The sequence below is a fragment of the Microcystis sp. M109S1 genome, assembly GCF_020247025.1.
In the GTDB taxonomy this organism is placed as follows: domain Bacteria; phylum Cyanobacteriota; class Cyanobacteriia; order Cyanobacteriales; family Microcystaceae; genus Microcystis.
In genome coordinates, this window is record NZ_JADBRW010000281.1 from 1 (window position 1) to 22111 (window position 22111).

At 40.6% G+C, this 22111-nt stretch carries 26 protein-coding genes and 1 pseudogene; 20 read left to right on the plus strand and 7 right to left on the minus strand.

The genetic code is table 11. The annotated features are described in order from the left end of the window. Positions 1-200: 200 nt before the first annotated feature. The 3 genes from IM322_RS13975 to IM322_RS13985 all read right to left on the minus strand — a co-directional run bounded on the left by IM322_RS13975 (position 201) and on the right by IM322_RS13985 (position 1060). Positions 201-383 carry a hypothetical protein gene (locus tag IM322_RS13975; protein ID WP_287672888.1) on the minus strand — a complete coding sequence of 61 codons (183 nt, stop codon included), beginning with the start codon at positions 381-383 and terminating at the stop codon, positions 201-203. A 67-nt stretch (positions 384-450) separates the two neighbouring features. After that, positions 451-699 (minus strand): hypothetical protein, encoded by a 249-nt coding sequence (locus tag IM322_RS13980; RefSeq protein ID WP_287672890.1) that lies wholly within the window; start codon positions 697-699, stop codon positions 451-453. Positions 700-769: 70 nt separating this feature from the next. After that, positions 770-1060, minus strand: coding sequence for a YiaA/YiaB family inner membrane protein (locus IM322_RS13985; RefSeq protein ID WP_024970485.1), 291 nt, complete (start codon positions 1058-1060; stop codon positions 770-772). Positions 1061-1308: 248 nt separating this feature from the next. Here IM322_RS13985 and IM322_RS13990 point away from each other — a divergent pair, with 248 nt between their 5' ends. The 11 genes and pseudogenes from IM322_RS13990 (at position 1309) to IM322_RS14030 (ending at position 7630) form a co-directional block, all read left to right on the plus strand. Next, positions 1309-2304 (plus strand): hypothetical protein, encoded by a 996-nt coding sequence (locus tag IM322_RS13990; RefSeq protein WP_287672892.1) that lies wholly within the window; start codon positions 1309-1311, stop codon positions 2302-2304. A 146-nt stretch (positions 2305-2450) separates the two neighbouring features. Next, complete coding sequence (locus IM322_RS13995; protein WP_287672894.1) at positions 2451-3767, plus strand: P-loop NTPase fold protein; 1317 nt, start codon at positions 2451-2453, stop codon at positions 3765-3767. Positions 3768-3855: 88 nt separating this feature from the next. Next, on the plus strand, positions 3856-5484 hold the full coding sequence (locus IM322_RS14000) for a tetratricopeptide repeat protein (RefSeq protein WP_287713240.1): 1629 nt from the start codon (positions 3856-3858) through the stop codon (positions 5482-5484). A gap of 54 nt (positions 5485-5538) precedes the next feature. Further along, on the plus strand, positions 5539-5796 hold the full coding sequence (locus IM322_RS14005; protein ID WP_287675484.1) for a hypothetical protein: 258 nt from the start codon (positions 5539-5541) through the stop codon (positions 5794-5796). Continuing rightward, the gene (locus IM322_RS14010) at positions 5793-6215 is read left to right on the plus strand and encodes a retropepsin-like aspartic protease (RefSeq protein ID WP_287675485.1); all 423 of its coding nucleotides are present in this window, start codon (positions 5793-5795) and stop codon (positions 6213-6215) included. The genes IM322_RS14005 and IM322_RS14010 overlap by 4 nt, the downstream gene beginning before the upstream one ends. A 2-nt stretch (positions 6216-6217) precedes the next feature. Then, positions 6218-6328, plus strand: a pseudogene (locus tag IM322_RS23720) (TPR end-of-group domain-containing protein); the annotation flags it as partial. 110 nt (positions 6329-6438) lie between these two features. Beyond that, entirely contained in the window at positions 6439-6687 is a 249-nt protein-coding gene (locus IM322_RS14015; RefSeq protein ID WP_287675486.1) for a hypothetical protein, read from the plus strand. A gap of 1 nt (position 6688) precedes the next feature. Continuing rightward, positions 6689-7105 carry a type II toxin-antitoxin system VapC family toxin gene (locus IM322_RS14020; RefSeq protein ID WP_287675487.1) on the plus strand — a complete coding sequence of 139 codons (417 nt, stop codon included), beginning with the start codon at positions 6689-6691 and terminating at the stop codon, positions 7103-7105. Then, positions 7098-7199 carry a TPR end-of-group domain-containing protein gene (locus tag IM322_RS23725; protein ID WP_416361023.1) on the plus strand — a complete coding sequence of 34 codons (102 nt, stop codon included), beginning with the start codon at positions 7098-7100 and terminating at the stop codon, positions 7197-7199. The genes IM322_RS14020 and IM322_RS23725 overlap by 8 nt, the downstream gene beginning before the upstream one ends. A gap of 22 nt (positions 7200-7221) precedes the next feature. Beyond that, positions 7222-7440, plus strand: coding sequence for a type II toxin-antitoxin system HicB family antitoxin (locus IM322_RS14025; RefSeq protein ID WP_272076921.1), 219 nt, complete (start codon positions 7222-7224; stop codon positions 7438-7440). A 1-nt stretch (position 7441) separates the two neighbouring features. Continuing rightward, positions 7442-7630: a type II toxin-antitoxin system HicA family toxin gene (locus IM322_RS14030; protein WP_287675488.1), complete on the plus strand. Its 189-nt coding sequence runs from the start codon at positions 7442-7444 to the stop codon at positions 7628-7630. Between the two features lie 10 nt (positions 7631-7640). On the opposite strand, the gene IM322_RS14035 is transcribed toward IM322_RS14030, so the two are convergent. After that, complete coding sequence (locus IM322_RS14035; RefSeq protein ID WP_286824216.1) at positions 7641-7910, minus strand: hypothetical protein; 270 nt, start codon at positions 7908-7910, stop codon at positions 7641-7643. 366 nt (positions 7911-8276) lie between these two features. On the opposite strand from IM322_RS14035, the gene hcp reads away from it, so the two are divergent. The 5 genes from hcp to IM322_RS14060 all read left to right on the plus strand — a co-directional run bounded on the left by hcp (position 8277) and on the right by IM322_RS14060 (position 12199). Next, complete coding sequence (hcp, locus tag IM322_RS14040; RefSeq protein ID WP_287675489.1) at positions 8277-9905, plus strand: hydroxylamine reductase; 1629 nt, start codon at positions 8277-8279, stop codon at positions 9903-9905. An 84-nt stretch (positions 9906-9989) separates the two neighbouring features. Continuing rightward, positions 9990-10706 carry a bidirectional hydrogenase complex protein HoxU gene (hoxU, locus tag IM322_RS14045; RefSeq protein WP_002794250.1) on the plus strand — a complete coding sequence of 239 codons (717 nt, stop codon included), beginning with the start codon at positions 9990-9992 and terminating at the stop codon, positions 10704-10706. Between the two features lie 8 nt (positions 10707-10714). Beyond that, positions 10715-11110 carry a ribonuclease H family protein gene (locus tag IM322_RS14050; protein WP_287675490.1) on the plus strand — a complete coding sequence of 132 codons (396 nt, stop codon included), beginning with the start codon at positions 10715-10717 and terminating at the stop codon, positions 11108-11110. Positions 11111-11112: 2 nt separating this feature from the next. Next, entirely contained in the window at positions 11113-11574 is a 462-nt protein-coding gene (locus IM322_RS14055; RefSeq protein WP_287675491.1) for a hypothetical protein, read from the plus strand. A gap of 76 nt (positions 11575-11650) precedes the next feature. Next, complete coding sequence (locus tag IM322_RS14060; RefSeq protein WP_002740992.1) at positions 11651-12199, plus strand: NADH-quinone oxidoreductase subunit B family protein; 549 nt, start codon at positions 11651-11653, stop codon at positions 12197-12199. A gap of 494 nt (positions 12200-12693) precedes the next feature. Here the strand turns inward: IM322_RS14060 and recG are convergent, their stop codons facing one another. Together recG and IM322_RS14070 are read right to left on the minus strand one after the other, a co-directional pair. Beyond that, positions 12694-15162: an ATP-dependent DNA helicase RecG gene (gene recG, locus IM322_RS14065; RefSeq protein ID WP_287675492.1), complete on the minus strand. Its 2469-nt coding sequence runs from the start codon at positions 15160-15162 to the stop codon at positions 12694-12696. Between the two features lie 67 nt (positions 15163-15229). Then, entirely contained in the window at positions 15230-16123 is an 894-nt protein-coding gene (locus tag IM322_RS14070; RefSeq protein ID WP_287675493.1) for a hypothetical protein, read from the minus strand. Between the two features lie 271 nt (positions 16124-16394). Here IM322_RS14070 and IM322_RS14075 point away from each other — a divergent pair, with 271 nt between their 5' ends. From IM322_RS14075 to hypB, 4 genes are all read left to right on the plus strand, one after another. Further along, on the plus strand, positions 16395-17240 hold the full coding sequence (locus tag IM322_RS14075; RefSeq protein WP_286824230.1) for an Rpn family recombination-promoting nuclease/putative transposase: 846 nt from the start codon (positions 16395-16397) through the stop codon (positions 17238-17240). A gap of 131 nt (positions 17241-17371) precedes the next feature. Further along, entirely contained in the window at positions 17372-18442 is a 1071-nt protein-coding gene (gene hypE / locus IM322_RS14080; protein ID WP_287675494.1) for a hydrogenase expression/formation protein HypE, read from the plus strand. A gap of 146 nt (positions 18443-18588) precedes the next feature. After that, a complete protein-coding gene (locus IM322_RS14085) occupies positions 18589-18933 on the plus strand; it encodes a hydrogenase maturation nickel metallochaperone HypA/HybF (protein ID WP_002760536.1) in 345 nt (114 codons plus the stop codon). Beyond that, positions 18924-19736 carry a hydrogenase nickel incorporation protein HypB gene (hypB, locus tag IM322_RS14090; RefSeq protein WP_287675495.1) on the plus strand — a complete coding sequence of 271 codons (813 nt, stop codon included), beginning with the start codon at positions 18924-18926 and terminating at the stop codon, positions 19734-19736. Before IM322_RS14085 ends, hypB begins: the two co-directional genes overlap by 10 nt. A 172-nt stretch (positions 19737-19908) precedes the next feature. Here hypB and IM322_RS14095 read toward each other — a convergent pair whose 3' ends face one another. Then, entirely contained in the window at positions 19909-22041 is a 2133-nt protein-coding gene (locus IM322_RS14095) for a PD-(D/E)XK nuclease family protein (RefSeq protein ID WP_287675496.1), read from the minus strand. Between the last annotated feature and the right edge of the window lie 70 nt (positions 22042-22111).

Here is a 22111-nt window from a genome sequence, read left to right on the forward strand (position 1 = left end):
GGACAAGCTTTTCTGAACCGAACCCCCTAAGCCGAGTTTTCAAGGTGCTGTCCGCCCACTTGGTTTTCGAGACGGTCTTTTTAATTCTAACGTAAAGCCAACCTAGAACGGCGGGGTTTCCCACCCAAAATTTTCGATGAAGCACCTTTTCCTTTGAGCGAGAGAATGCGATCTGGCGTAGCGAGCGCTTTGCGTTCGCTCTACTTGGTGTTGTTTTTGGCCCGTTCGATCTTGCCTGCGATTGCCTCCAGCCTTGCTTTGATTCTGGTCATCCATTGGTTAAACTCGGCCGACTGCTGGTCGATATCTTCTTTCCGTACCCTTATCTCTTCGGTTGTTTTTTCGTGGGCTTCTAACCGGATATTTAATTCTGCAATCATCATTGCCTCAAGTATCTATTGGTTTGTTTATTTATTAGGGAGGAGGCATCTCATTTTTGCAAGTGAGTAATTATACTTGTCGATGAAACTGTCTTCTAGCAAGGCTTTCAAAATAGCTTGACATAAAACTTAATTTAGGAGTTACAAAGGTGAGATGCTCCCTTAGGGGATCGCTTTTAACATATCGCCAAGATAATCGCTGTAAACAACTCTCTTTTAAGCCATCTTCAATATCATATACAGACAGAATGTTACCCAGATTTTGTAAAAGAGAAATTATTCCTTTGGTCACACCGATGAGATTAGTTGTAAATAGCATATAAACTCTCCTAAGTCATAAAAAAGGGTGAGAATAATCGAAAAAACTGATAACCAATAACTGGGAAAAACTAATCCTTATAAGGATCGTACTGAGTCAATATCCGTTCTAACTTTACTTCATCAATGCGATTAATTAAGCGTTTAGATTCTTCGACATCGCGGACAGTTTTTGATAAATTAATGGTGGAACCGACGGTAAATAGTAAACCCATGCCTAAATAACCTTTAATCCACGGATCTACTGGCAGATAAACAACCCCTAAAGAAGTGGCAGAAATAGAGACAATAAAAGATAACCAAGTTTGAAAAATCCACGCTTGAGTATGACTGGGAGCAGTACCGTATTTTTTATCGTTCATAATCGTCTCCTAAACGTTTCTGCACCCATTCTGTCTGTTCTAAGGATGCAACAACAATGAGCGCTATCTAGTCGGGGGAGGGTTGAGAACTGGGGGGAATTAGGGTGAAGTGGGGTGAAGTAAGCTAAACGGCTTTTACTTCGGATCACCGATATAGACTCCAAAAGGGTTATAGCTATTGGATCATGCAGGTTAAGCGCCGTTTAGCTTATGAAGTATAATCGTTGTTAGAATCTAGGACCAAAAAGATGGAGATTAAACATCTGAAAATTTGGTATTCTTGGGAAAAACAAGAACAGATGATCGATCGCTTGGTGGGGAAAGTAGGATTAACCCGGGTGCGTGCCACTTGTTTTCTGCGTCTCTGGATTTATGCGATCGCCAACGAGGGACAGGTAAAACCCCCTTTATTCCAGTTAATTTTTCCCACCACTGCCATTATCTGTACCCATCGACAAGCATCGGATTTATTTTATCAGGATCAGGACCAGGGCAGCGATCGCTCTGCTGGGATGATGTTAGATAAATTAGCAGCCCTTGGTTTAATTGAAAAATTTTTTGACGGCAACACAACCAGAGTTAAAATCAAACCAATTGCGGGGATTTTAGAGCCTGATAGCTCAGAATCATCTGTAGAATTGCAATTAGATCAATTTAATCCCCGTTGTGATGCGATTCCTGTAGCTAACTTGCTGACAGGCAATTATAACTGGATGAATCGCAATGCTGAAGCAATTCCCCATCGCATTTCTCGTCTGTTGCGGGGTTGGGCAAAAGATTACACTACAGGTATGCGAGTTTTGCGTCGGGTAGATAATCTTAATCCCGTCGGTTTTTATCTCCTCTATCCCACTGCGAACGAGTCGGAAGCGAATTTTTTTACCTCTCCTAACAAGAGTTTACATCTAAGTGCGATCAACGAACAGGATCCTTTTAAAATGGCATCCGTGGGAGATGAAAATTGTCTTTCGGTATTTATTCGCAGTTGGATGATTGATGCTAATTATTTAGAGAAATATCGTTTAATCTTCCTGCAAGATGCCCAAAAAACTCTCCAGAGAATGACCTTAGATTTTCCTAATCTCTGCGATTTACATACCTTGATTATCCATCCCGATTATGAGAAATTAGCCGCAGACTTGGGATTTCAAAAAACTATTCAGGAATCCCCAAACTCTATTTATTGGATGTATTTAGGACTCGATCGCTTTTTATCCCTAGATATGAGTGAAATTCAATTTTAATCGGGAGTGGGAAGTGGGAGAAAAATCCCTAACTGGGTTTTTGAAGTTCGATCGGGAGTTCATCGTAATATTAAAAGCGGATTTGGTATAACATCTTGTAAATAAGTATTGTTATAATAATGACATCAATCAAGCTATCGTCGCCTATGTCTGAACAATTAATCGCTAATCTTGCTCATGCCTTTAAACCAGTTCCTTTACCTGCCGATAGTCCCTTTTATGTAGATCTAAAAGCAGTGAGAGCGGATGCCGATGTCCGTCTAGATTTAGGCAGAAAAATTATTCGTGCGCTGCCAACAGAGTACACCCATCAACTCTACACAGGACATCGAGGAGGGGGGAAATCCACGGAATTATTGCGCCTGAAAAAATATCTAGAGCAAAAAAATTGTTTTGTTGTTTATTTTGCGGCAGATGAAGATGATATCGATCCAGAAGATGCTCAATATACAGATATTCTCATTGCCTGTACGCGCCATTTATTAGAACAACTAAAACAGGCTAATTCAACCCCCTTAAAAAACTGGATTAAATCCCGTTGGCAGGATTTAATTGATTTAGCTTTAACAGAGATTAAAGTTGAAGATGTTAAACTAGAAACAGGAGATTTAATTAAATATTTTGGTAAATTGTCTGCGGCGATTCGGGCAATTCCCAGTCAAAGACAAGAAATAAGAAATAAAATTAATCCTCATACTGTTACGCTGTTAACAGCACTAAATGAGTTTATCGATAATAGCAAAACTGTCTTAGATGATTCAAAAAAATTAGTGGTAATTGTTGATAACTTAGATCGCATTGTACCAATAAATCGGCGAGATCATAAAACTAATCATGATGAGATTTTTTTAGATCGAGCCGATCAATTAAAGGGGTTAAATTGTCATTTGATTTATACTATACCTATTTCAATGGCCTATTCTAATCGGGCCAATGATCTCCGCGATATTTATGATAATGACCCGATGGTTTTACCGATGATTATGATCCGCAATCTTGATCGTACTATTAATCCTGATGGTATAGCAAAAATTAAGGCTATTATTGAGAAAAGAACCCAGCAATTTTTACCAACGAAAAAGCTAGAAACAGATATTTTTGAAAGTCAAGAAGTTCTGGAGCGATTATGTTTAATGACTGGAGGTCATGTACGAAACTTAATTTTATTAATGCAAACCGCTTTAGATCATGTGGATGCTTTACCCATTACCGCAAAAGCTGCTCAAAGAGCAATAACCCAAGCTAGAGATGTCTATCGGAGAACAGTAGAACACGAGCAGTGGAAAATTCTGGCTAAGGTACATCGTACCAACGAAATTCAAAATGATGAAGCTCATCGTAAATTATTATTCAATCGTTGTGTTTTACAATATGCTTATTTTGATGCAGATGCAGAGTTAAAAAGTTGGTATGATGTGCATCCTTTAATTACCGAAATTAAGGAGTTTAATGATGAATTATGAATGATGAATTATGAATGGGGAGCGGGAAACAGGGAACAGGTAAGAAAATCATTGTACCTCATAACTCTGAATACAGCTACATATAATAATGACAAACCAAAAAGTAAAACCCTTAACTAACTCTCAGGAATCGGATTTTGAAGGATTGCTAGAAGAGCAACCCCTAACAGCAGCAGAATCCTATCAAGCATTACTGCGATCGCTCAGACGAAAAAATGGCTTTAATTTACTCTTTGTTCGCTGTTCTCCCGTGCAAGCTGATGAGATTATTCGGGGAATCAGTCAAGATTTACCCAATAAAAATATTCAAGTCCTGCAACTTGATTCAGAAACCGATAATTTGTATGAGAAAATTGTCGATCTACCAAATTATACCAATCTAAACATTCTTTTTGTGCGAGGTTTAGAAAATGCACTACTGCGCTACGAAGAAGCGGAAAGTCAAGGCTATTTCTTGTCGAGTCAAAGTCCAGTTTATGGAGGAACCTGGGCCGGAGTTCCTAAGATTTTAGGCTATTTAAACCTATCCCGTGAGCGATTTGAGCGGCAATTTCCCTTTACTTTAGTATTCTTATTGCCGGAATTTGCCTTGCGGTATTTTATTCGTCGTGCGTCGGATTTTTTTGATTGGTATTCGGGAGTTTATGAATTTCCGACCGATAAGGACATATTGCACAGAGAAATTATAAGACTGGTTTATTTAGACAGCGATCTCGATACCTATCAGCAATTCACTCCCCAACAACGACAGGAAAAGTTGGCCGAAATTAAGGCCTATTTAAGCGATTCCCCATCTCTCGATCCTGTTCGAGCATCTCAATTGTGGCATGAAAAAGGTTTAATTCATGCAATGGGAAAAGAATACGAACAAGCGATCGCATCTTGGGATCGAGCTTTAGAAATTAAACCCGATAAGCATGAAGCTTGGACAAACCGAGGGGTTGCGTTAGGTAACTTAGGAAGGTATGAACAAGCGATCGCATCCTACGATCAAGCTTTAGAAATTAAACCCGATTACCATGAAGCTTGGTACAACCGAGGGATTGCGTTAGGTAATTTAGGAAGGTATGAAGAAGCGATCGCATCCTACGATCAAGCTTTAGAAATTAAACCCGATGACCATCAAGCTTGGAACAACCGAGGGATTGCGTTAGATAACTTAGGAAGGTATGAAGAAGCGATCGCATCTTACGATCGAGCTTTAGAAATTAAACCCGATTTCCATGAAGCTTGGTACAACCGAGGGATTGCGTTAGATAACTTAGGAAGGTATGAAGAAGCGATCGCATCTTACGATCAAGCTTTAGAAATTAAACCCGATTTTCATGAAGCTTGGTACAACCGAGGGAGTGCGTTAGATGACTTAGGAAGGTATGAAGAAGCGATCGCATCTTACGATCGAGCTTTAGAAATTAAACCCGATTACCATGAAGCTTGGGATAATCGAGGATATGCTTTAACTTGTATGGGACGATATAAAGATGCACTAGAATCTTTTGATCGATCTATTAAAATTCATTCAAATGATGCTAATGCTTACTACAATAAAGCTGTTTGTTATGGCTTACAAAACAATGTAGAATTAGCTATCGAAAACTTACAACGCGCCATCAATCTTGATGTCGAATATCAGGATATGGCGAAAACGGATCAAGATTTTGAGCAGATTCGGGGAGATGAGCGGTTTCAGAGATTGTTGGTTAATATTGACGAATAACTCTGTTTATAGTATAATTAAGTAAGACAATTTAACTTTAAATAATTAACAATTATGAAAGCTACTACCCTATCTCAAACAGAAAGTCCAAATCTTCTAAGCAGACAAGAAATCTGTCAGTTTTATCCGGAGCAATGGGTACTAATCCTCAATCCTGAACTAGATGAGGAACTTAATGTTATTCAAGGACAAGTTTTAACCCATTCAGCCAACAGAGATGAAGTTTATAATCAACTTTCTTTACGACAAGGACAACCAGTAGCTATTGAATACACTGGCATTATTCCTGATAATATAGTGGTGATTATATGACTTATAATAAACCTCAGTCATTGCTGCGTCATGGTCAAAATTTGTTTAAAATTAATGCCATGATTGGCGGAATAAATAAGGGAGATTTTTATCGAGTTACTTTATTGGTTGATACAGGCTCTAGTATGACAATATTGCCTGTCAAAATCTTAGAAGATTTAGGTTACAATCTAAATAATCCTCAAAGCAAGCAAACAATAGTAACTGGCAAAGGAACTACCCCTCCGATACCTATAATTCAAATTGCTTGGTTTAATTGTATAGGACAACTTCTCAAAAATTTTGAAGTTATGGCCTACAATATTCCAGCAGTTTTGCGGGTAGATGGTTTATTAGGTATGAACTTTTTGATTAGTTGTCAATCTGTTATCTCAGTAGCAACAGCTAAAATATATTGCCAGAACATTATTAAATCTTAGGAAACTTACAACGCGCCATCAATCTTGATGTCGAATATCAAGATATGGCGAAAACGGATAAGGATTTTGAGCAGATTCGGGGAGATGAGCGGTTTCAATCATTGCTAAGTTAAGAAAACCCAAAAAGAGATAACTATCTATGTCGAAAGCAATCCTATCATCAGAATTAGGGTATAATAACTCTTAAGTCACAACTTTCTATCCTATCAGGAGAACAATTGCTATGACACTGGCAACCACCCACCAACAAACCATTTTAGAAAAACTGCAAACCCTCAACCCACAACAACAACAACAAGTAATAGAGTTTATTGAATTTTTGCAACTTAAAGCAGATAAGACAGCAATTCATGAGGAAGAAAGAGAAATTTCTGCTTTAGAATCAGCCGGAGACTTAGTGGGGTGTTTAGACAGTGGTAAAGGAGATTTATCCCTAAAAAAGAGGGAATTTAAAAAAAAGCATCTAGTCTAATATGCTTAAAAGAGTAATTCTAGATACGGGGGTCTTAGTCGCCGTTCTCGACCGGAGTGATAATTATCACAATTGGGCAATTCAGCAATGGGAAAAAGTTGCCAAACCTTTATTAACTTGTGAGGCAGTTATCACTGAATCCTGTTTTATTTTACAAGATGTTTATGGGAGTGAAGATGCAATAATGTCTTTAATTGAACGGGGAACAATTAAAATAGATTTTAGCCTAAATGATGAAGTCAAAGTCATCCGAGAGTTAAGACAGCGTTATCAATCCGTTCCCATGTCTTTTGCTGATGCTTGTTTGGTGAGGATGACTGAATTAATTGAAAGCAGTTCTGTGTTAACTTTAGATAGCGATTTCTATATTTATCGCAAGAATCGGAGAGAAATGATTGATGCAATAATTCCTGACTGACAACCTCCATACCGAATATCAAGATATGGCGAAAACGGATCAAGATTTTGAGCAGATTCGGGGAGATGAGCGGTTTCAATCATTGCTAAGTTAAGTAGATAAAAAAAGAGATAACTATGCTCAATCAATATACTGCTAAATATACAAAAATTCCCTCTGGTTACATGGGACAACTGATAGAATGGCCAGAAGTGATTACCGAAGGAGCAACCTTAGAAGAATGTCGAGAAATGCTCAAAGATGCTCTCTTTGAAATGATTTTAGCCTATCAACAACAAAACCAACCGATTCCTCTAGAAGAATGCTTGTTAGAATCAATTTATCTAAGTATTTAAGATGTCAGTAAAACGCAGAGATCTAATCAAATATTTTGAAGAAAATGGTTTTTATCTTCTCAGGGAAGGCGGGAATCACTCTATCTATACCAATGGAGAAAAAACTATTCCCATTAAAAGATACCGTACTATTGATAAAGTAACAGCCAATGTCATTTGCAAACAAGCTGGACTAGAAGCAAAGTTTTAAATCACCTCGATTAAAGCTTGTAATAAATATTTATTTTAGGTGCATTCCAATCATTTTCAAGGTGTTGGAGGTGATAATAAGATTCTTTGACCTCGGTTTCTGACCATTCCAATTCTTCAACTAGAAGTGGCTGTTCAGGGTTTTGAGGAAAATCAACAGATTGCTTCCTAGCATTCAGAGAAATAGATGCTGGTTTAGTTTCTTGATTTGACATATCAGAAATTATACTAAATCTGGTTATCAAAAACTGATTATTTATTCTCCCCTTTGCCTCTTGCATGAGTGCCTCTCTTGATATGTAGCCTATACTCAAGGGATTTAGTATAATTGACCGCCTAAAAATCGAAAATTTCGCTCATTATATCATAAAAATCATCAAAAATACTTAATTTAAATAAGACAACTAAATAATTGTTTAATCGGTAATTCTTGAGGAAATATAAAATCAGAACCCAACTGGTAAAAAGAGTGAGAGAATAAAAACATAGTTCAGAGAGGAGAGGCTGTCAAGACAAGCTTTCCAGTCGTAAAATCCATAATTCTTGCCGGGTGAAGGCTAATAAATAACTTTCAAAAAAGCGGGATTGAACTTAGTAGAACAAATCGCAACAATCTGTCAATCTACTGAAAAAAAGAGAGAAAACTTATGTTTTGTGAACAATGCGAACAAACCGCTAGTGGTAATGGTTGCCATCAGTGGGGATCCTGTGGAAAAAGTCCCGAAGTCAACGCTGTTCAAGACTTATTAGTTTATTGTCTGCGGGGATTAGCATCGGTAGTTTTAAAAGCCAAAGAAGCGGCGATATCTACTCGCGAAGCCGATATTTTTACCTGTGAGTCGCTTTTCGCCACCATGACCAATGTGAACTTCGATCAACGACGTTTTACCGATTATATTCAGCGTTGTTTAGAGATTCGGGAAAATTTAAAAGCACAATTGGGATCCCTGGACTGGTCTGCACTTGCCAACTATCAGCCTAATTTTAATGAGAGCCTAGTTAGCCAAGGTCAAGAAGTATCCTTAGAACTAATTGAAAAAGTGCAGGACATCGATATTTTTTCCCTAAAGTTAACCGCTATCTACGGAGTTAAAGGTCTTGCTTCCTATACTTTCCACGCTCAGGAATTAGGTCAAGAGGATGACTCGGTTTATCAGGTTATCCAAGAGACTTTAGCGGCAATTGATCGGGGGGATTTAAACCTGAATGATTGGGTGGCAATCTGTCTAAAAGTCGGGGCAGCAAACCTGCGGGCCATGGAATTATTAGATCAAGGTCATACCGAAACCTACGGTCATCCCATACCGACAAATGTTCCCTTAAATCCGCGTTTAGGTAAAGCCATTTTAGTCTCCGGCCATGATATTAAACAATTGGCAGCTTTACTGGCACAAACTGCCAATACTGGCATAACAGTCTATACCCACGGAGAATTATTACCCGCTCACGGTTATCCAAAACTAAAAGAAAAATATCCCCATCTCTACGGTCATTATGGAACCGCTTGGCAAAATCAAACTAAAGAATTTGCTAAGTTTCCGGGGGCAATAGTTTTAACTACTAATTGTCTCATGCCCCCCCACGAAAACTATGAAAGTAAACTCTTTACCCTCGGACCTGTGGGTTATGCCCATATTAACCGCTTAGAAACAGTTGACGGTGCGATCGATTTTAGTCCCGTGATTGCTAAAGCACTGTCATTGCCCGGATTTACTGAAATAAGCGAACCTCGGCAGGTAATGGTAGGATTTGCCCACAATACCGTCCTCAGTGTCGCTGATACGGTGGTTGATGCCCTTAAACAGGGTAAAATCCGTCACTTCTTCCTAGTTGGTGGCTGCGATGGGGCAAAACCCGATCGCAATTACTACACCGAATTTGTGGAACAAGTTCCCGAAGATTGTATCGTTTTAACCCTTGCCTGCGGAAAATTCCGCTTTTTCGACAAACAATTAGGTAGCATCGAAGGATTACCCCGGCTAATGGATTTGGGACAATGTAACGATGCCTATAGTGCCATCAAAATCGCCCTAGGATTAGCCAACGCTTTTAACGTTAGCGTCAACGAGATACCCCTATCCCTAATTATCTCTTGGTACGAACAAAAAGCGATCGCTGTACTGCTCACCCTGCTGCATCTAGGTATGCAAAATATCCGTCTGGGACCAACTTTACCGGCATTTATCTCCCCTAACGTCCTGAAATTCCTCGCCGATACCTATCACCTGCAGCCGATTACCACCCCCGCAAAAGACTTAGCCGATTGTCTAGGTTAAAACTTTCTGTAAAAATCCCACCTTTGGTGGCAAACCGTGGCCTATGGAAGGAGAGGGATATTATCCTCAAGGAGAATAATTTTTATGTCCGTAATCACTTTAAGCATTGATGGCAAAGATGTAGCGATCGAAGCAGGTTCGCGAGTTCTGGCGGCAGCTAGTCAGGTAGGAATAAAAATTCCCGCCCTCTGTCATCTCGATGGGGTTTCCGAAGTGGCCGCCTGTCGCTTATGTTTGGTAGAAATTGAAGGTATTAATAAATTATTACCCGCCTGTGTAACGGAGGTGGCGGAAGGAATGGTGGTTCATACCGATACCCCAAAACTGAAAGAATATCGCCGCATGACGGTGGAATTATTATTCGCTGAAGGCAATCACGTTTGTGCAGTTTGTGTGGCTAATGGTAACTGTGAATTACAAGATTTAGCCATCGAAGTGGGTATGGATCATAGTCGTTTTCCCTATCGTTTTCCCAAGCGAGAAGTGGATATTTCCCATCATCTTTTCGGTATCGATCATAATCGTTGTGTTCTCTGTACCCGTTGTGTGCGAGTCTGCGATGAAATTGAAGGGGCGCACGTTTGGGATCTGGCTTATCGCGGCGAAAAAGATAAAATTATTGCGGGAATGGATCAGCCTTGGGGCAGCGTTTCTGCCTGTACTTCCTGCGGCAAATGTGTTGCCGCTTGTCCAACCGGGGCGATATTCCGTAAGGGTTCCGCCGTTTCTGAAAAAGAGGAAGATCGCTCGAAGTTGGAATTTTTAGTTAACGCTAGGACTCAACACCAATGGACGCGTTAAAGTAATCGATGGAGGGTGATAGTGATCGATGGGCGCATTTAGATATCTACGAGCAGAAATTAACCGCCAAGGTAAGGGAGGAATATGATCAGATTATGGGTAATAATCAAGATATCCTAGGGATTGCTGCCCAATACGAAATCTCGGAAATCGATATCCGACGCGCCAAGGATTACGCTTTTGGATCGGGAGTGTCTCGATATCAATTTTTTCCCGAAGGTTTAATGGTAGCAGCTTGGCGAAGACTCGCTGGCGCTCAAGGGAATAATCTTGATCGGATGTTTCTCAATCATGAAATCTACGAATCTGACTTAGTGATTAATCGAGGCTTTTCGCAGCAACAAGCGCATTTACTGGCACAAAAACAATATCCTTGGTCCGATTCAATTCAGCAAACAAGATAATTATGACCACATCACCGGAATCGCAATTTCTACAAGCCCTAGAAATGTGTCAGTCTCTCTCCAATTTGACGGCGCAATTTTCTAGTATTCCTTGTCGGATAATTGAAATTTTGTCTGATGTCAGTCAAGAGCCTAGGGTTTTGTATTCGCTCTTAATTAAATATTCTAGAGAGGTGGATTCCGCTTTAGTTGCCCTAGATATTTATGCCAAAAATGCTGATAATTGGCGAGTAAAAGATCGAGATAAAACCTGTTCTCTTGGTTTTGGAGTAAAAGACCATTGCACGATTTTAAGCTGTTTGCTCAATTTCAGCAAACGTCCTTTTTCTTTTATTTCCTATACAGGAAATTTTGCATCAGAGGCGATTATTTTTGAGCTACTTAAAGACTGGAAAAATCTAGATTTAGCCCCTTTCTTTGAGGAAAAAATGCAAGAGTTTATCCGGGAGGCAAAAATAGCTTAAAAGAGAATTTCTTTTCGTTTGATCCTTTTGACCAAATTGCAACTCAGCCAACAATACCAACCAAGGAATTAAAATTATGAGTAAAATTCGCTTCGCTACTGTCTGGTTAGCCGGTTGTTCGGGATGCCATATGTCCTTCCTCGATTTGGATGAATGGCTGTTAGAATTAGCCGAAAAAGTTGACGTGGTGTATAGTCCCGTCGGCTGCGATCTGAAAACCTATCCCGAAAATGTCGATGTCTGTTTAGTGGAAGGAGCGATCGCTAATCAGGACAATTTAGAACTAATTCATCTAGTCCGCCAAAATACCAAAACCGTCGTTTCTTTTGGTGATTGCGCCGTGACTGCTAATGTTCCCGCTATGCGGAATATGTTAGGAACTGCCGATCCCGTGCTAAAAAGGGCTTATTTAGAGTTAGGAGATAACACACCTCAACTACCAGAAGAACCCGGTATCGTTCCCGAATTATTAGATCAAGTGCTGCCGGTCCATCAAGTCATTCCCATCGATATTTTTATGCCGGGTTGTCCCCCCGATGCGGACAGAATTCGCGAGACATTGATTCCGATTTTAAAAGGGGAATTACCCGTGATGGCAGGACGAGAAATGATTAAATTTGGTTAATTGAATCAGTTATCAGTTATCAGTTATCAGTTATCAGATTTGAGTTTTAAGTTTTAAGTTTTGAGTTTTGAGTTTTGAGTTTTGAGTTTTGAGTTTTGAGTGAGCAGTATGTATTAAGTGAGCCTCATCAAATGGCAGTTTGCTGCTGTCTTTTCGCTGTTTACTGTTTACTGATTATACTAAATCCACTGAGTATAGGCTACATATCAGAAGAGGCACTCATGCAAGTGGAGTGACTCTTAAATTATTACAGATGTGTCAGCAGCCGTCTGTAAGCATCCCACCGAAAAACTAATGCGCGGGGGGTTTGGGGGCGGCGCCACGCCCCCAACGGGGGGTTTGGGGGGTAGAACCCCCCAAAGGCTTGGATTGAGTGATAAAATCGGAAGTAATAGTAAATCCGTTGAGTATGGGCTATGCAAAACGGAGAATAAATAATCAGTTTTTAATAACTGGATTTAGTATTACTGTTTACTGATCACTGAACATCTAAATCAAGTTAAAATATCCGCTCCCAACATCCGTTGATATTTAGCTTCTAAGGCTTGTTTCAAATTGGGCAAAGTGATTAAATGGGGATCATCTAACATAATTTTTTCGGCGGCATCTCTTGCCAAAACTAACACCTCTTGATCCTCGACTAAACTAGCGAGGGCAAAATCTGGTAAACCCGATTGTCGTTGTCCTAAAACTTCCCCCGGACCGCGAAATCGCATATCCATTTCCGAGATAAAAAAGCCATCTTGGGATTGTTCCAAAACCGTTAATCTTTGACGGGAATTAGCACTATTACTGCCACTTAAAAGTAAACAGGAGGATTGATGGGAGCCTCTGCCCACGCGCCCCCGTAATTGATGCAATTGTGAAAGGCCAAAACGTTCGGCATTTTCAATTAACATCACCGTGGCATTGGGAACATCCACCCCCACTTCGATAACCGTAGTTGAGACAATAATTTGTAGAATATTATCGCGAAAAGCTGTTAAGATTTCCTCTTTTTCGGCGGAACTCATGCGACCATGGAGTAAACCGATATTAAAATTAGGAAAAATCTTTTCTGATAAATTTTGATATTCTTCCACCGCAGCCCTCACATCTAATTTTTCCGATTCTTCAATTAAGGGAAAAATCACATAAGCTTGTCTGCCTTGGGCAATTTCACGGCGAATTAAATCATAGGCAGCCCTTCTTTGATTGCCATTTAAAGCGGTGGTTTGAATCGGTTGTCTGCCGGGGGGTAATTCGTCTATTTGACTCACATCTAAATCCCCATGCAGGGTTAAAGCTAAAGTACGGGGAATCGGTGTTGCTGTCATGGTTAAAACGTGGGGAGACTCTCCTTTGCTTAATAATCTTGCCCTTTGTTGTACCCCAAAACGATGCTGTTCATCAATAACAACTAACCCCAATTTGCGGAAATTAACTGCATCTTGAATTAGGGCATGAGTTCCCACTAAAAGTGGTAATTCTCCTGTCTCTAATTGGGCGTGAATTTCTCGCCTTTTAGCGGTTTTTGTGGAACCAGTTAATAATTCTACGGGTAAATGTAAGAGATTAAACCAGCTAACTAACTTACGATAATGTTGTTCCGCTAAAACTTCCGTGGGAGCCATTAATGCCGCTTGATAACCGGATTGTAGGGCTGCTAAAATAGCATAAACTCCGACAATTGTTTTGCCAGAACCCACATCCCCCTGCACAAGACGATTCATCGGGGTGCTAGAATCTAAATCCTCTAAAATTTCCTCAATAACTCGTTTTTGAGCATTAGTTAATTGAAAGGGAATTATCTGATTAAATCGATCAATTAATTGACCCTTAGCACTAAAAATAGCACTTTTCTGTGTCTGACGATACTGTTGCCGCCGCCGCAGAAACCCCAATTGTAAAAAGAAGAATTCATCAAAGACTAATCGCCGTCGCGCTTGACTGAGAATCTCGGCATTATTAGGGAAATGAATGTTAGTAATTGCTGTTTTTAAATCGATTAATCCGTATTGTTTTCTGAGACCGAAAGGCAAGGGATCTTTTATCGCCTCTACTGCCCCAAAAGCGGCGACTACAGCCTTTCTAATTAGGTCGGCGGGTACTCCATCGGTGAGGGGATAAACCGGCAGAATACGCCCGATTTTTAAGGACTCAATACTTGCCCCAGAACTGTCTAATAATTCAAATTCAGGATTTTCTAAAGTTAACCCATATTTACCCGCTTTGACTAAACCACTAACCGCCACCACCGAACCGACGGGATAGAGTTTTTTTTGTCCTTCTTGCCAAGCACGATTAGTATAGCGAGTTCCCGCATAAAAACGGTTTAATTTTATCTGTCCAGTGCGATCCTGTAAGAGCAATTCAAAGATAGCTAACTTGGTATTTTTGGGGCTAGTAAAACAATTACAGCGCTTGACATTCCCCACTAAAGTTACCGTTTCCCCCTCGGTTAAATTAGCGATATTGACTTGACGACTGTAATCAATATGATCCCGGGGATAATAATATAATAAATCTTCAACTTTGTGGAGGTTTAATTTTTCTAAAAGACCAGCTTTTCTCTCTCCCACTTCCGCTAGATATTTCAAGGGTTGTTCGAGGGTAACTTGCCGTGGAGAATTAGCCTTTGCCGTGATGGGAGTGGTATTAATAATTTTCGCCGCAGCTGGTTCTTTGGGGGTGGGGGCTGCTTCTAAAGTTTGCCGTAATTGTTGCAAAAAATTGCGAGTTTCGGTGACTAATTGTTGTCTTTGTCTGGGATTAAACTGGGAATATTGGGCAAATTTTTGGGCTAATTCTCGCCAGCGATTTCTCTCACTGGTGGAAATTCCCACGGGAGGATTATCCCCGAAACTAAGACAGAAAAACTCGCTAAAACGGTACTGATTTCCCTGAAGATCGGGATAACCTTTTTCCGCTTCTACAGATAAGGCTTTTTGTAATCTCACCCAGTCGGGTATTTCCCCTTTCATAATTGTCTCTTGACTCCAAATTTCCCGGTATTATGCTTCCCTGATACCCCTGTTTGATTATAACTGATTAATCGTACCAACTACTGCGCCATGCCGCTTCCGCTTGAGCGATAGTATATTCTTTGCGAATACGATGATATTGTTCCCCTAGACGATTTAATTGTTCCCAAAGGGAGCGAATTTGATTTCTTTCGACACTTAAGCGCGTATCAGCAAATTCGAGTTCAGCCATTCGTAGATGAATCGCCGTTACTTTAGTGACTTTGCCACTTGAAAAATCATGATCATCCCCATCATCTTCATCTTCATCTTTTTCTTCCTCTGGTTCAGGGTTTTTAGCTTCCACTAGAATGTTTAACATATTATTTCCTCCCCCTAGGGATTGTCCTTCTTCTCCCGCTTGAATTGCCATATCGATAATTTGACTGGGTAGATGAGGGGGAAGAATATAAGCTTTTTGTAGTTGCTGATTAATTTGTTTAGAGAGATGATTGAGAATCTCGATACAGTTTTTTTCCAGCACTCGACAACAATAAAGTAAAATATCGGGGTTATTAATCTCTCCAGCTGCGGCTAGATTTTCCCGTTTGTCTAGAAAAAGTTTCAAGAAATCTGGGGTGTTAACTGTCTCTGCTGGACTTTTAGAGAATCCTACCCCTGAAAATGCCCCTCGATCGAAGCTCTGCTCGCCCAATTGCTGTAAACTGGCTTTAGCCTCTTGTCCTAGAGCTTTGATCTCCTCTTGTAGTTTCTGACGATTGCTGTGGGAGAGGGCCAGAAATTCCCCCCCATAGTAACGGGTACATATATAATACACTGCCCCGATCGCCTGTTTATAGAGAGATTCACCGAGTAAATCAAGATAAATTCGGTATTTTTCTCGCATTCTTTCGGCTAAATTTGCCACTTCCGTTTCTATGTTCTTTAAATCTTGTTGTAGCTTGTTCAGTCTTCCAGTCATAGAAATTTTACCGAGGGAGAAGTTAGCGATCGGCGAATTCTATTATAGCGACTCATTGTCAGCTATAGCGCCCTGACCAGGGGGAGATGTTCAGACTCGATCATTTATCGGTTATTTTAGGTATTAGCTTTTAGCATTGGTTTGGCAAAGATAACTGCTATAATGAAAATGATTAGCAGGAAAACCCTCTATCTACATGGTAAGATAAAGTTAGTGGAATTGGGATAAAACAGCGAAAATTTTTTGCAGAGCTTACCACCACAAGTTCCCCATGAAAACCGACAGTATTTTTTATGATCTTTTTCAATCTTATCCGTCAATTTTCTTTGAATTAATCAACCTTGCCCCCAGAGAAGCAGAGAATTACCGCTTTGATTCCGTCGAAATTAAGCAACTAGCTTTTCGTATTGATGGCGTATTTTTGCCCAATATTACCGATCCTAGCATTCCTATTTATTTCTGCGAGGTGCAATTTCAAGATGATCAGAATTTTTATGGCCGTTTCTTTGCTGAAATCTTCTTATATCTCAGTAAAACTGCTTTTAACAATGATTGGCACGGGGTGGTCATTTATCCCCATCGTCGGGTAGAATCAGATCAGGTTGTACGTTACCAAGACTTATTGACATCTGGGAGAGTGACGCGAATATATTTAGATGAACTAGATGATATTAATCAAGATTCCCTCGGTATTGCCACTATAAAATTAATTATTGCTAAAGAAAATCAAGCAGTGGCAACAGCCAAACAACTTATTGAACGAGTGCGAACTGAATTTACCCAACCGCAAAACCTCCTACAATTAATAGAAACGATCCTTATCTATAAATTACCACGTCTAAGTCGCCGGGAGATAGAAGCCATGTTTAGTTTAGATGAACTGAAACAAACCCGTTATTTTCAAGACGTTCGAGAAGAAGGTAAACTGGAAGGTAAACTGGAAGGTAAACTGGAAGGTAAACTGGAAGGTAAACTGGAAGGTAAACTGGAAGGTAAACTGGAAGGTAAACTGGAATCTGTGCCGCGTTTATTGGCTTTAGGTTTAACTGTAGAACAAATTGCTCAAGCTTTGGACTTAACTATAGAAAAAGTGCGAGAAATACCAGAAACCCATTAAGATAATCTAGCAGTAGGCTATGACAGCATTTCTCCTCAGGATAAAGTGTAACCTAATTTGGTATCGACCACCGACTACCCAAAACGAAAACTTCCTACCTCACCATCAAGATAACTGCTGTACTTAAATTTATGACTAGCACTCCTTCAGCTTCTTTAAAATTAAAAAAACACAAAATTACCGACACAAATATCACTCTCTCCCATGGCAGTGGTGGCAAAGCAATGCGGGATTTAATTAATGAGATATTTGTTAATAACTTTGATAATAACTTACTGGCAACCCTTGAAGATCAAGCCCGATTTGAGATTAAAGATTTGGCTAAAATAGGCGATCGCTTGGCATTTACCACCGATTCCTATGTGGTTTCTCCCCTATTCTTTCCGGGGGGTGATATTGGCAGTTTAGCAGTCAATGGAACCGTTAATGATTTGGCTGTCGGTGGGGCAATTCCTCTCTATCTCAGTTGTAGTTTTATCCTCGAAGAAGGTTTATCTATCGACACCCTAAAAACCATCGTTACCAGCATGAAAATAGCCGCCGACAAAGCAGCGGTAAAAATCGTCACCGGGGATACAAAAGTCGTTCCCAGGGGACAAGGGGATCAAATATTTATTAATACCTCTGGAGTCGGAGTAATTCCGTCCCGAATCAATTCCAGTGCCAATAATTTACAAGTTGGCGATCGCATTTTGATTAACGGTTTTCTGGGGGATCACGGCACCGCCATTCTGATGGCCAGGGGCGAATTAGACCTGCAATGCACAATCGAAAGCGATTGTCAAGCTCTGAATTCTTTAATTTCTGCAATTCTGGCAGTTTGCCCGGAAGTTAAAGCGATGCGGGATGCCACTAGAGGCGGATTAGCCACAGTTTTAAACGAATTCGCCCAAAGTTCAGGGGTGGGAATACAGGTACAGGAAACGGCGATCCCCATCCGGGAAGAAGTGCGAGGAATGTGCGAATTATTGGGCTTAGAACCGCTTTATCTGGCAAATGAGGGCAAATTAGTCCTTGTCGTGCCTCCGGAGGCGGAAAATCGCGTTTTAGCAGTGATGCGTTCCCATCCTGACGGTAAAAATGCCGCTTGTATCGGGGAAGTCGTCGCTTCTCCCCCCAATTTAGTTTACTTAAAAACCGCTTTCGGCACTAAAAGGATTCTCGATATGTTAGTCGGTGAACAATTACCGAGAATATGTTAATTAGACAGGAGACAGTTTTAAAGGAAAAAGTGAAAACTAAAAAAACAGATAGTTGGGGTTTTGGGGTTTTGGGGTTTTAGTTGAAATTTCCCTGCTCCCTTCTCCCTGTTTCCTGTTCCCTGTTCCCTGATAACTGATAACTGAAAATGCACGAACTAGGAATTACCCAAAATATTATTGAACTTGCTTTAGAACACTCGCGAGGAATGAAAGTTAAGCGCGTGGTGTTAGAGATTGGTAAACTAACGGCAATTATGCCAGAATCGATCGCTTTTTGTTTTGATACCTGTTGTCAAGGTACTAATATAGAGGGGGCAATGTTAGAGATTCTGGAAATTTCTGGTTTAGGACAGTGCCAAGATTGCGGAAATGAGCTAGAACTAGAATATCCCTACGGAATCTGCGATCGATGTGGTAGTCGCAATATAGTCATTTTACAGGGTCAAGAATTAAATCTCAAATCGTTGGAGACAGAATCCTTATGTGTGTAACCTGTGGTTGTTCTGATAACTCGGAAGTGAGGGTAACTAATCCGCAAACGGGAACCCATGAACATATTTTAGCCGATGGTACTGTTATTAGTCATAGCCATCACGATCACGATCATGAGCATCCCCATCATCCTGCGGAAATTCACGCTCAAATTCATGGTAGCATTCTCCAAGTTGAGCAAAATCTGCTGGCAAAAAATAATCTGTTAGCGGCACAAAATCGTGGTTGGTTGAAGGGGAGAAAAACTGTTGCCCTTAATCTAGTTTCTTCCCCCGGTTCGGGAAAAACTACCCTTTTAACTCGCACAATTGCCGATTTAAAAACCGCTATTCCTATCAGTGTCATTGAGGGAGATCAAGCAACAGCTAATGATGCCCAAAAAATTAGTGAAACCGGTTGTCAGGTTATCCAAATTAATACCGGAACAGGTTGTCATTTAGAAGCATCAATGGTAGAGAGAGGATTAATCGAACTCGATCCACCGATGAATTCTTTAGTCATGATCGAAAATGTCGGTAATCTAGTTTGTCCTGCTTTATTTGATTTGGGAGAAAATGCCAAAGTCGTCATTCTTTCCGTCACCGAAGGAGAAGATAAACCGATTAAATATCCCTATATGTTCCACGCTTCTCAAGTCATGATCTTGACAAAAATAGACCTACTGCCCTACGTTAATTTTAACCTCGATCGCTGTTTAGATTACGCCTATCAAGTTAATCCCAATCTGAAAGTTTTTCAAGTTTCCGCTACCACTGGAGAAGGTTTAGATGCTTGGTACGGTTGGTTAAAATCGCTGGTTTAAGTTAGCTTAACAAAATTAGAGATTCGTTCAAAATCTATCCTACAGAATCAATAAAGTGAAATACTTCTACTCACTTGTCTACAGGCGATTTTGTCAAAAAAAGTAAAGAAATGTGTGCATGACTCCTTATGGATCGGCACTAGATACTTGCTAAAGTTTCAATCCCGATAATTCAAGTAATACTATAATCATATTCTTTTGCCGCTTGTACTAAGGATAAAAGTTGTCCGGTTTGATCGCTTCCCGATACTCCTAAATCACTGTGACAGAGGATAACTTTTTCGCTTACCCGTGCCAATAAATCCCTTAAAACTCTCTGTAAACGTGCCTGATTTTCCTCTAATTCTGCTTCTGTTGTCCAGCGTTGATATGGACTTTCTCGCCAAAAAATCGGCGCAGCAAAAAGAGTAGCAGCACCTCCTTGTTCCCAGAGTGGGGAGGAACAATCTAGCCAAAAATGCCAACGATGACTAGAACGAAAAGAACGATATTGAAAGATATTGCCTAGGGTGACTGCTGAGGAAGATTTAATAAATTGTCGCACGGGATAGGGATTAGCAGTAATTGTGCCACGGCGCAAAAGTTGGATAAACTGACTAATAGTTTCGCTGGGACTTTGAAAACAGGGTTCACTCTCACGCAAGCGGCGATCGATCTCCCAAAAATGTTGGGCAGTTTCCATTAATTCTCGTAAAGCTGCCAAGTGATCGAAGGGCAAATTTTCCCCATCGTTTAATAATTGTTCGATCGCTTGATTTAAGACAAAAATCGGGAAAAGTTTCGCTTCCTGCTGCCGTTTTTTCATCCCTTCGATCCAGTGACAAATTCTTTCGTAGGCAGTACAAGCTTTTTGTCCTAAGCGATCCCAACGGGGAAAAGTTTCGATCGCTAATAAACGAGGATTTTCCGGATGCACTTGATAACAATGATCGGCAATTAATCCGGCGCGGATTGGATCGATATCGGGAATTAAATTCTCTTCTTCATCCCAGCAATAACGGCTAAAAATCACCAGCATTTCCGCTATGGCCTCTTGGGGGGCTAAACGCCCCAAATTTGCGTAAACAAGGGCGAGAAGGGTCAATAAGGCCCGAATCAGAGGACAACTGATCAGGGGTCGTTGTTCGTTGAGGGGTTGAACGGGTATCCCGGCACCGGTTAAAATTTCCATCAGGCTATAACGGGCGATTTCGTCTAAACCGGGGGCAATAACGGCGATTTCTTCGGATTTTACTGCTCCTTGCTTGACTGCTTGAATAATAGCTGTGGCTGTCTTCCGTAACAATTCGGCGCGAGAGGTGGTTTGCACGGAGATGAATTGATCGGGAAGATTGCCAAGATAGTTACCGTCGCTGATTAAGGAGAGAACCGTCTCGCTAAACTGAGCAGCTAACCCGTCGGTGGTAGATAATGGCATAATTTGACAGCGTGCCGCTAATTTTTGTAGATAATCGGGATCGGCAGTTAATCCTAAGCGAATTTTTCCCTGGGGATTGTAGGTAAAAACGCTAAAACAATCATGATCGAGGAAAAAACTGAGTAAATCCTTGGCAATAGCCGGATAATCGTCCACATCGTCCGCAAAAACTCCCCGGAAGCGTTTTAATAGTTGCTGTTGATAACGACTATCAGGAAATAAATAGCGCCAATAGAGTTCGTAGATGATACCATAACTTAATAAACCACGTTCTAGAGACCAATCACGCCATTGAATGATTAATTCTCCCACTTTTTCTGGTGTTTCCTGCTCATTAATCGCTAAAACTCGTTTTAAATCTGTTTCTGATAATCCGTCGGCTAATCTTTCGGGTATCTTTTCTGCGGGAACACCACTAGCGCCGGCTAATTGTAACAAATCGAGAACTTGACGGACAAAACGATATTCATTTATGCTAGTAAGCTGGAAGAATTCAGCGATCGCTGGTTGCCAGAGACGGGTGGCGAGTTCCTGTTCCGTTTCTGGGCGTAATCGGCGGGGAAATTGCGCTTTTAGCCCTAAAGACTCGAAAATTAACGGCCAAAACAGGATGACTTCATCGGTGAGAAAACCTAAAGGGGTTTTGCAGAGAATCGGATAGCTACCCCTAACAGCAAGGGCTAATTGATCGGCTAATTCCCGTTTGTTATCATCGTTGGCAGCGAAAACTAAGATCGTTTGGGAAAGGGGCGATGATTTCGATCGATCGAGATACAATAAATCCTGGGACTGACGTTGAGAAACAACCCAGCGCCGAAATTCCCCGACTAAAGCGGTGGTTTTTCCCGATCGAGTCCCACCTTCGATCCAAATTGGTATGATTGACATCGTTTTTTCTCGATTGTATTTGTTAAGATGACTGATTGGTACTCTAGCTTTTTTCCTTGTGGAAGTAATT

Excerpts from the sequence above, each read along its gene's own strand:
- hypE (WP_287675494.1), top strand. The coding sequence starts at position 17,372 with ATGACTAGCACTCCTTCAGCTTCTTTAAAATTAAAAAAACACAAAATT.
- IM322_RS13995 (WP_287672894.1), top strand. The coding sequence starts at position 2,451 with ATGTCTGAACAATTAATCGCTAATCTTGCTCATGCCTTTAAACCAGTT.
- hypB (WP_287675495.1), top strand. The coding sequence starts at position 18,924 with ATGTGTGTAACCTGTGGTTGTTCTGATAACTCGGAAGTGAGGGTAACT.
- IM322_RS13975 (WP_287672888.1), bottom strand. The coding sequence starts at position 383 with ATGATGATTGCAGAATTAAATATCCGGTTAGAAGCCCACGAAAAAACA.
- IM322_RS14005 (WP_287675484.1), top strand. The coding sequence starts at position 5,539 with ATGAAAGCTACTACCCTATCTCAAACAGAAAGTCCAAATCTTCTAAGC.
- recG (WP_287675492.1), bottom strand. The coding sequence starts at position 15,162 with ATGAAAGGGGAAATACCCGACTGGGTGAGATTACAAAAAGCCTTATCT.
- IM322_RS13990 (WP_287672892.1), top strand. The coding sequence starts at position 1,309 with ATGGAGATTAAACATCTGAAAATTTGGTATTCTTGGGAAAAACAAGAA.
- IM322_RS14070 (WP_287675493.1), bottom strand. The coding sequence starts at position 16,123 with ATGACTGGAAGACTGAACAAGCTACAACAAGATTTAAAGAACATAGAA.
- IM322_RS14075 (WP_286824230.1), top strand. The coding sequence starts at position 16,395 with ATGAAAACCGACAGTATTTTTTATGATCTTTTTCAATCTTATCCGTCA.
- IM322_RS14035 (WP_286824216.1), bottom strand. The coding sequence starts at position 7,910 with ATGCAAGAGGCAAAGGGGAGAATAAATAATCAGTTTTTGATAACCAGA.
- IM322_RS13980 (WP_287672890.1), bottom strand. The coding sequence starts at position 699 with ATGCTATTTACAACTAATCTCATCGGTGTGACCAAAGGAATAATTTCT.
- hcp (WP_287675489.1), top strand. The coding sequence starts at position 8,277 with ATGTTTTGTGAACAATGCGAACAAACCGCTAGTGGTAATGGTTGCCAT.
- IM322_RS14000 (WP_287713240.1), top strand. The coding sequence starts at position 3,856 with ATGACAAACCAAAAAGTAAAACCCTTAACTAACTCTCAGGAATCGGAT.
- IM322_RS13985 (WP_024970485.1), bottom strand. The coding sequence starts at position 1,060 with ATGAACGATAAAAAATACGGTACTGCTCCCAGTCATACTCAAGCGTGG.
- IM322_RS14020 (WP_287675487.1), top strand. The coding sequence starts at position 6,689 with ATGCTTAAAAGAGTAATTCTAGATACGGGGGTCTTAGTCGCCGTTCTC.
- IM322_RS14095 (WP_287675496.1), bottom strand. The coding sequence starts at position 22,041 with ATGTCAATCATACCAATTTGGATCGAAGGTGGGACTCGATCGGGAAAA.
- IM322_RS14030 (WP_287675488.1), top strand. The coding sequence starts at position 7,442 with ATGTCAGTAAAACGCAGAGATCTAATCAAATATTTTGAAGAAAATGGT.
- IM322_RS14050 (WP_287675490.1), top strand. The coding sequence starts at position 10,715 with ATGGAGGGTGATAGTGATCGATGGGCGCATTTAGATATCTACGAGCAG.
- IM322_RS14010 (WP_287675485.1), top strand. The coding sequence starts at position 5,793 with ATGACTTATAATAAACCTCAGTCATTGCTGCGTCATGGTCAAAATTTG.
- IM322_RS14060 (WP_002740992.1), top strand. The coding sequence starts at position 11,651 with ATGAGTAAAATTCGCTTCGCTACTGTCTGGTTAGCCGGTTGTTCGGGA.
- IM322_RS14055 (WP_287675491.1), top strand. The coding sequence starts at position 11,113 with ATGACCACATCACCGGAATCGCAATTTCTACAAGCCCTAGAAATGTGT.
- hoxU (WP_002794250.1), top strand. The coding sequence starts at position 9,990 with ATGTCCGTAATCACTTTAAGCATTGATGGCAAAGATGTAGCGATCGAA.
- IM322_RS14085 (WP_002760536.1), top strand. The coding sequence starts at position 18,589 with ATGCACGAACTAGGAATTACCCAAAATATTATTGAACTTGCTTTAGAA.
- IM322_RS14015 (WP_287675486.1), top strand. The coding sequence starts at position 6,439 with ATGACACTGGCAACCACCCACCAACAAACCATTTTAGAAAAACTGCAA.
- IM322_RS14025 (WP_272076921.1), top strand. The coding sequence starts at position 7,222 with ATGCTCAATCAATATACTGCTAAATATACAAAAATTCCCTCTGGTTAC.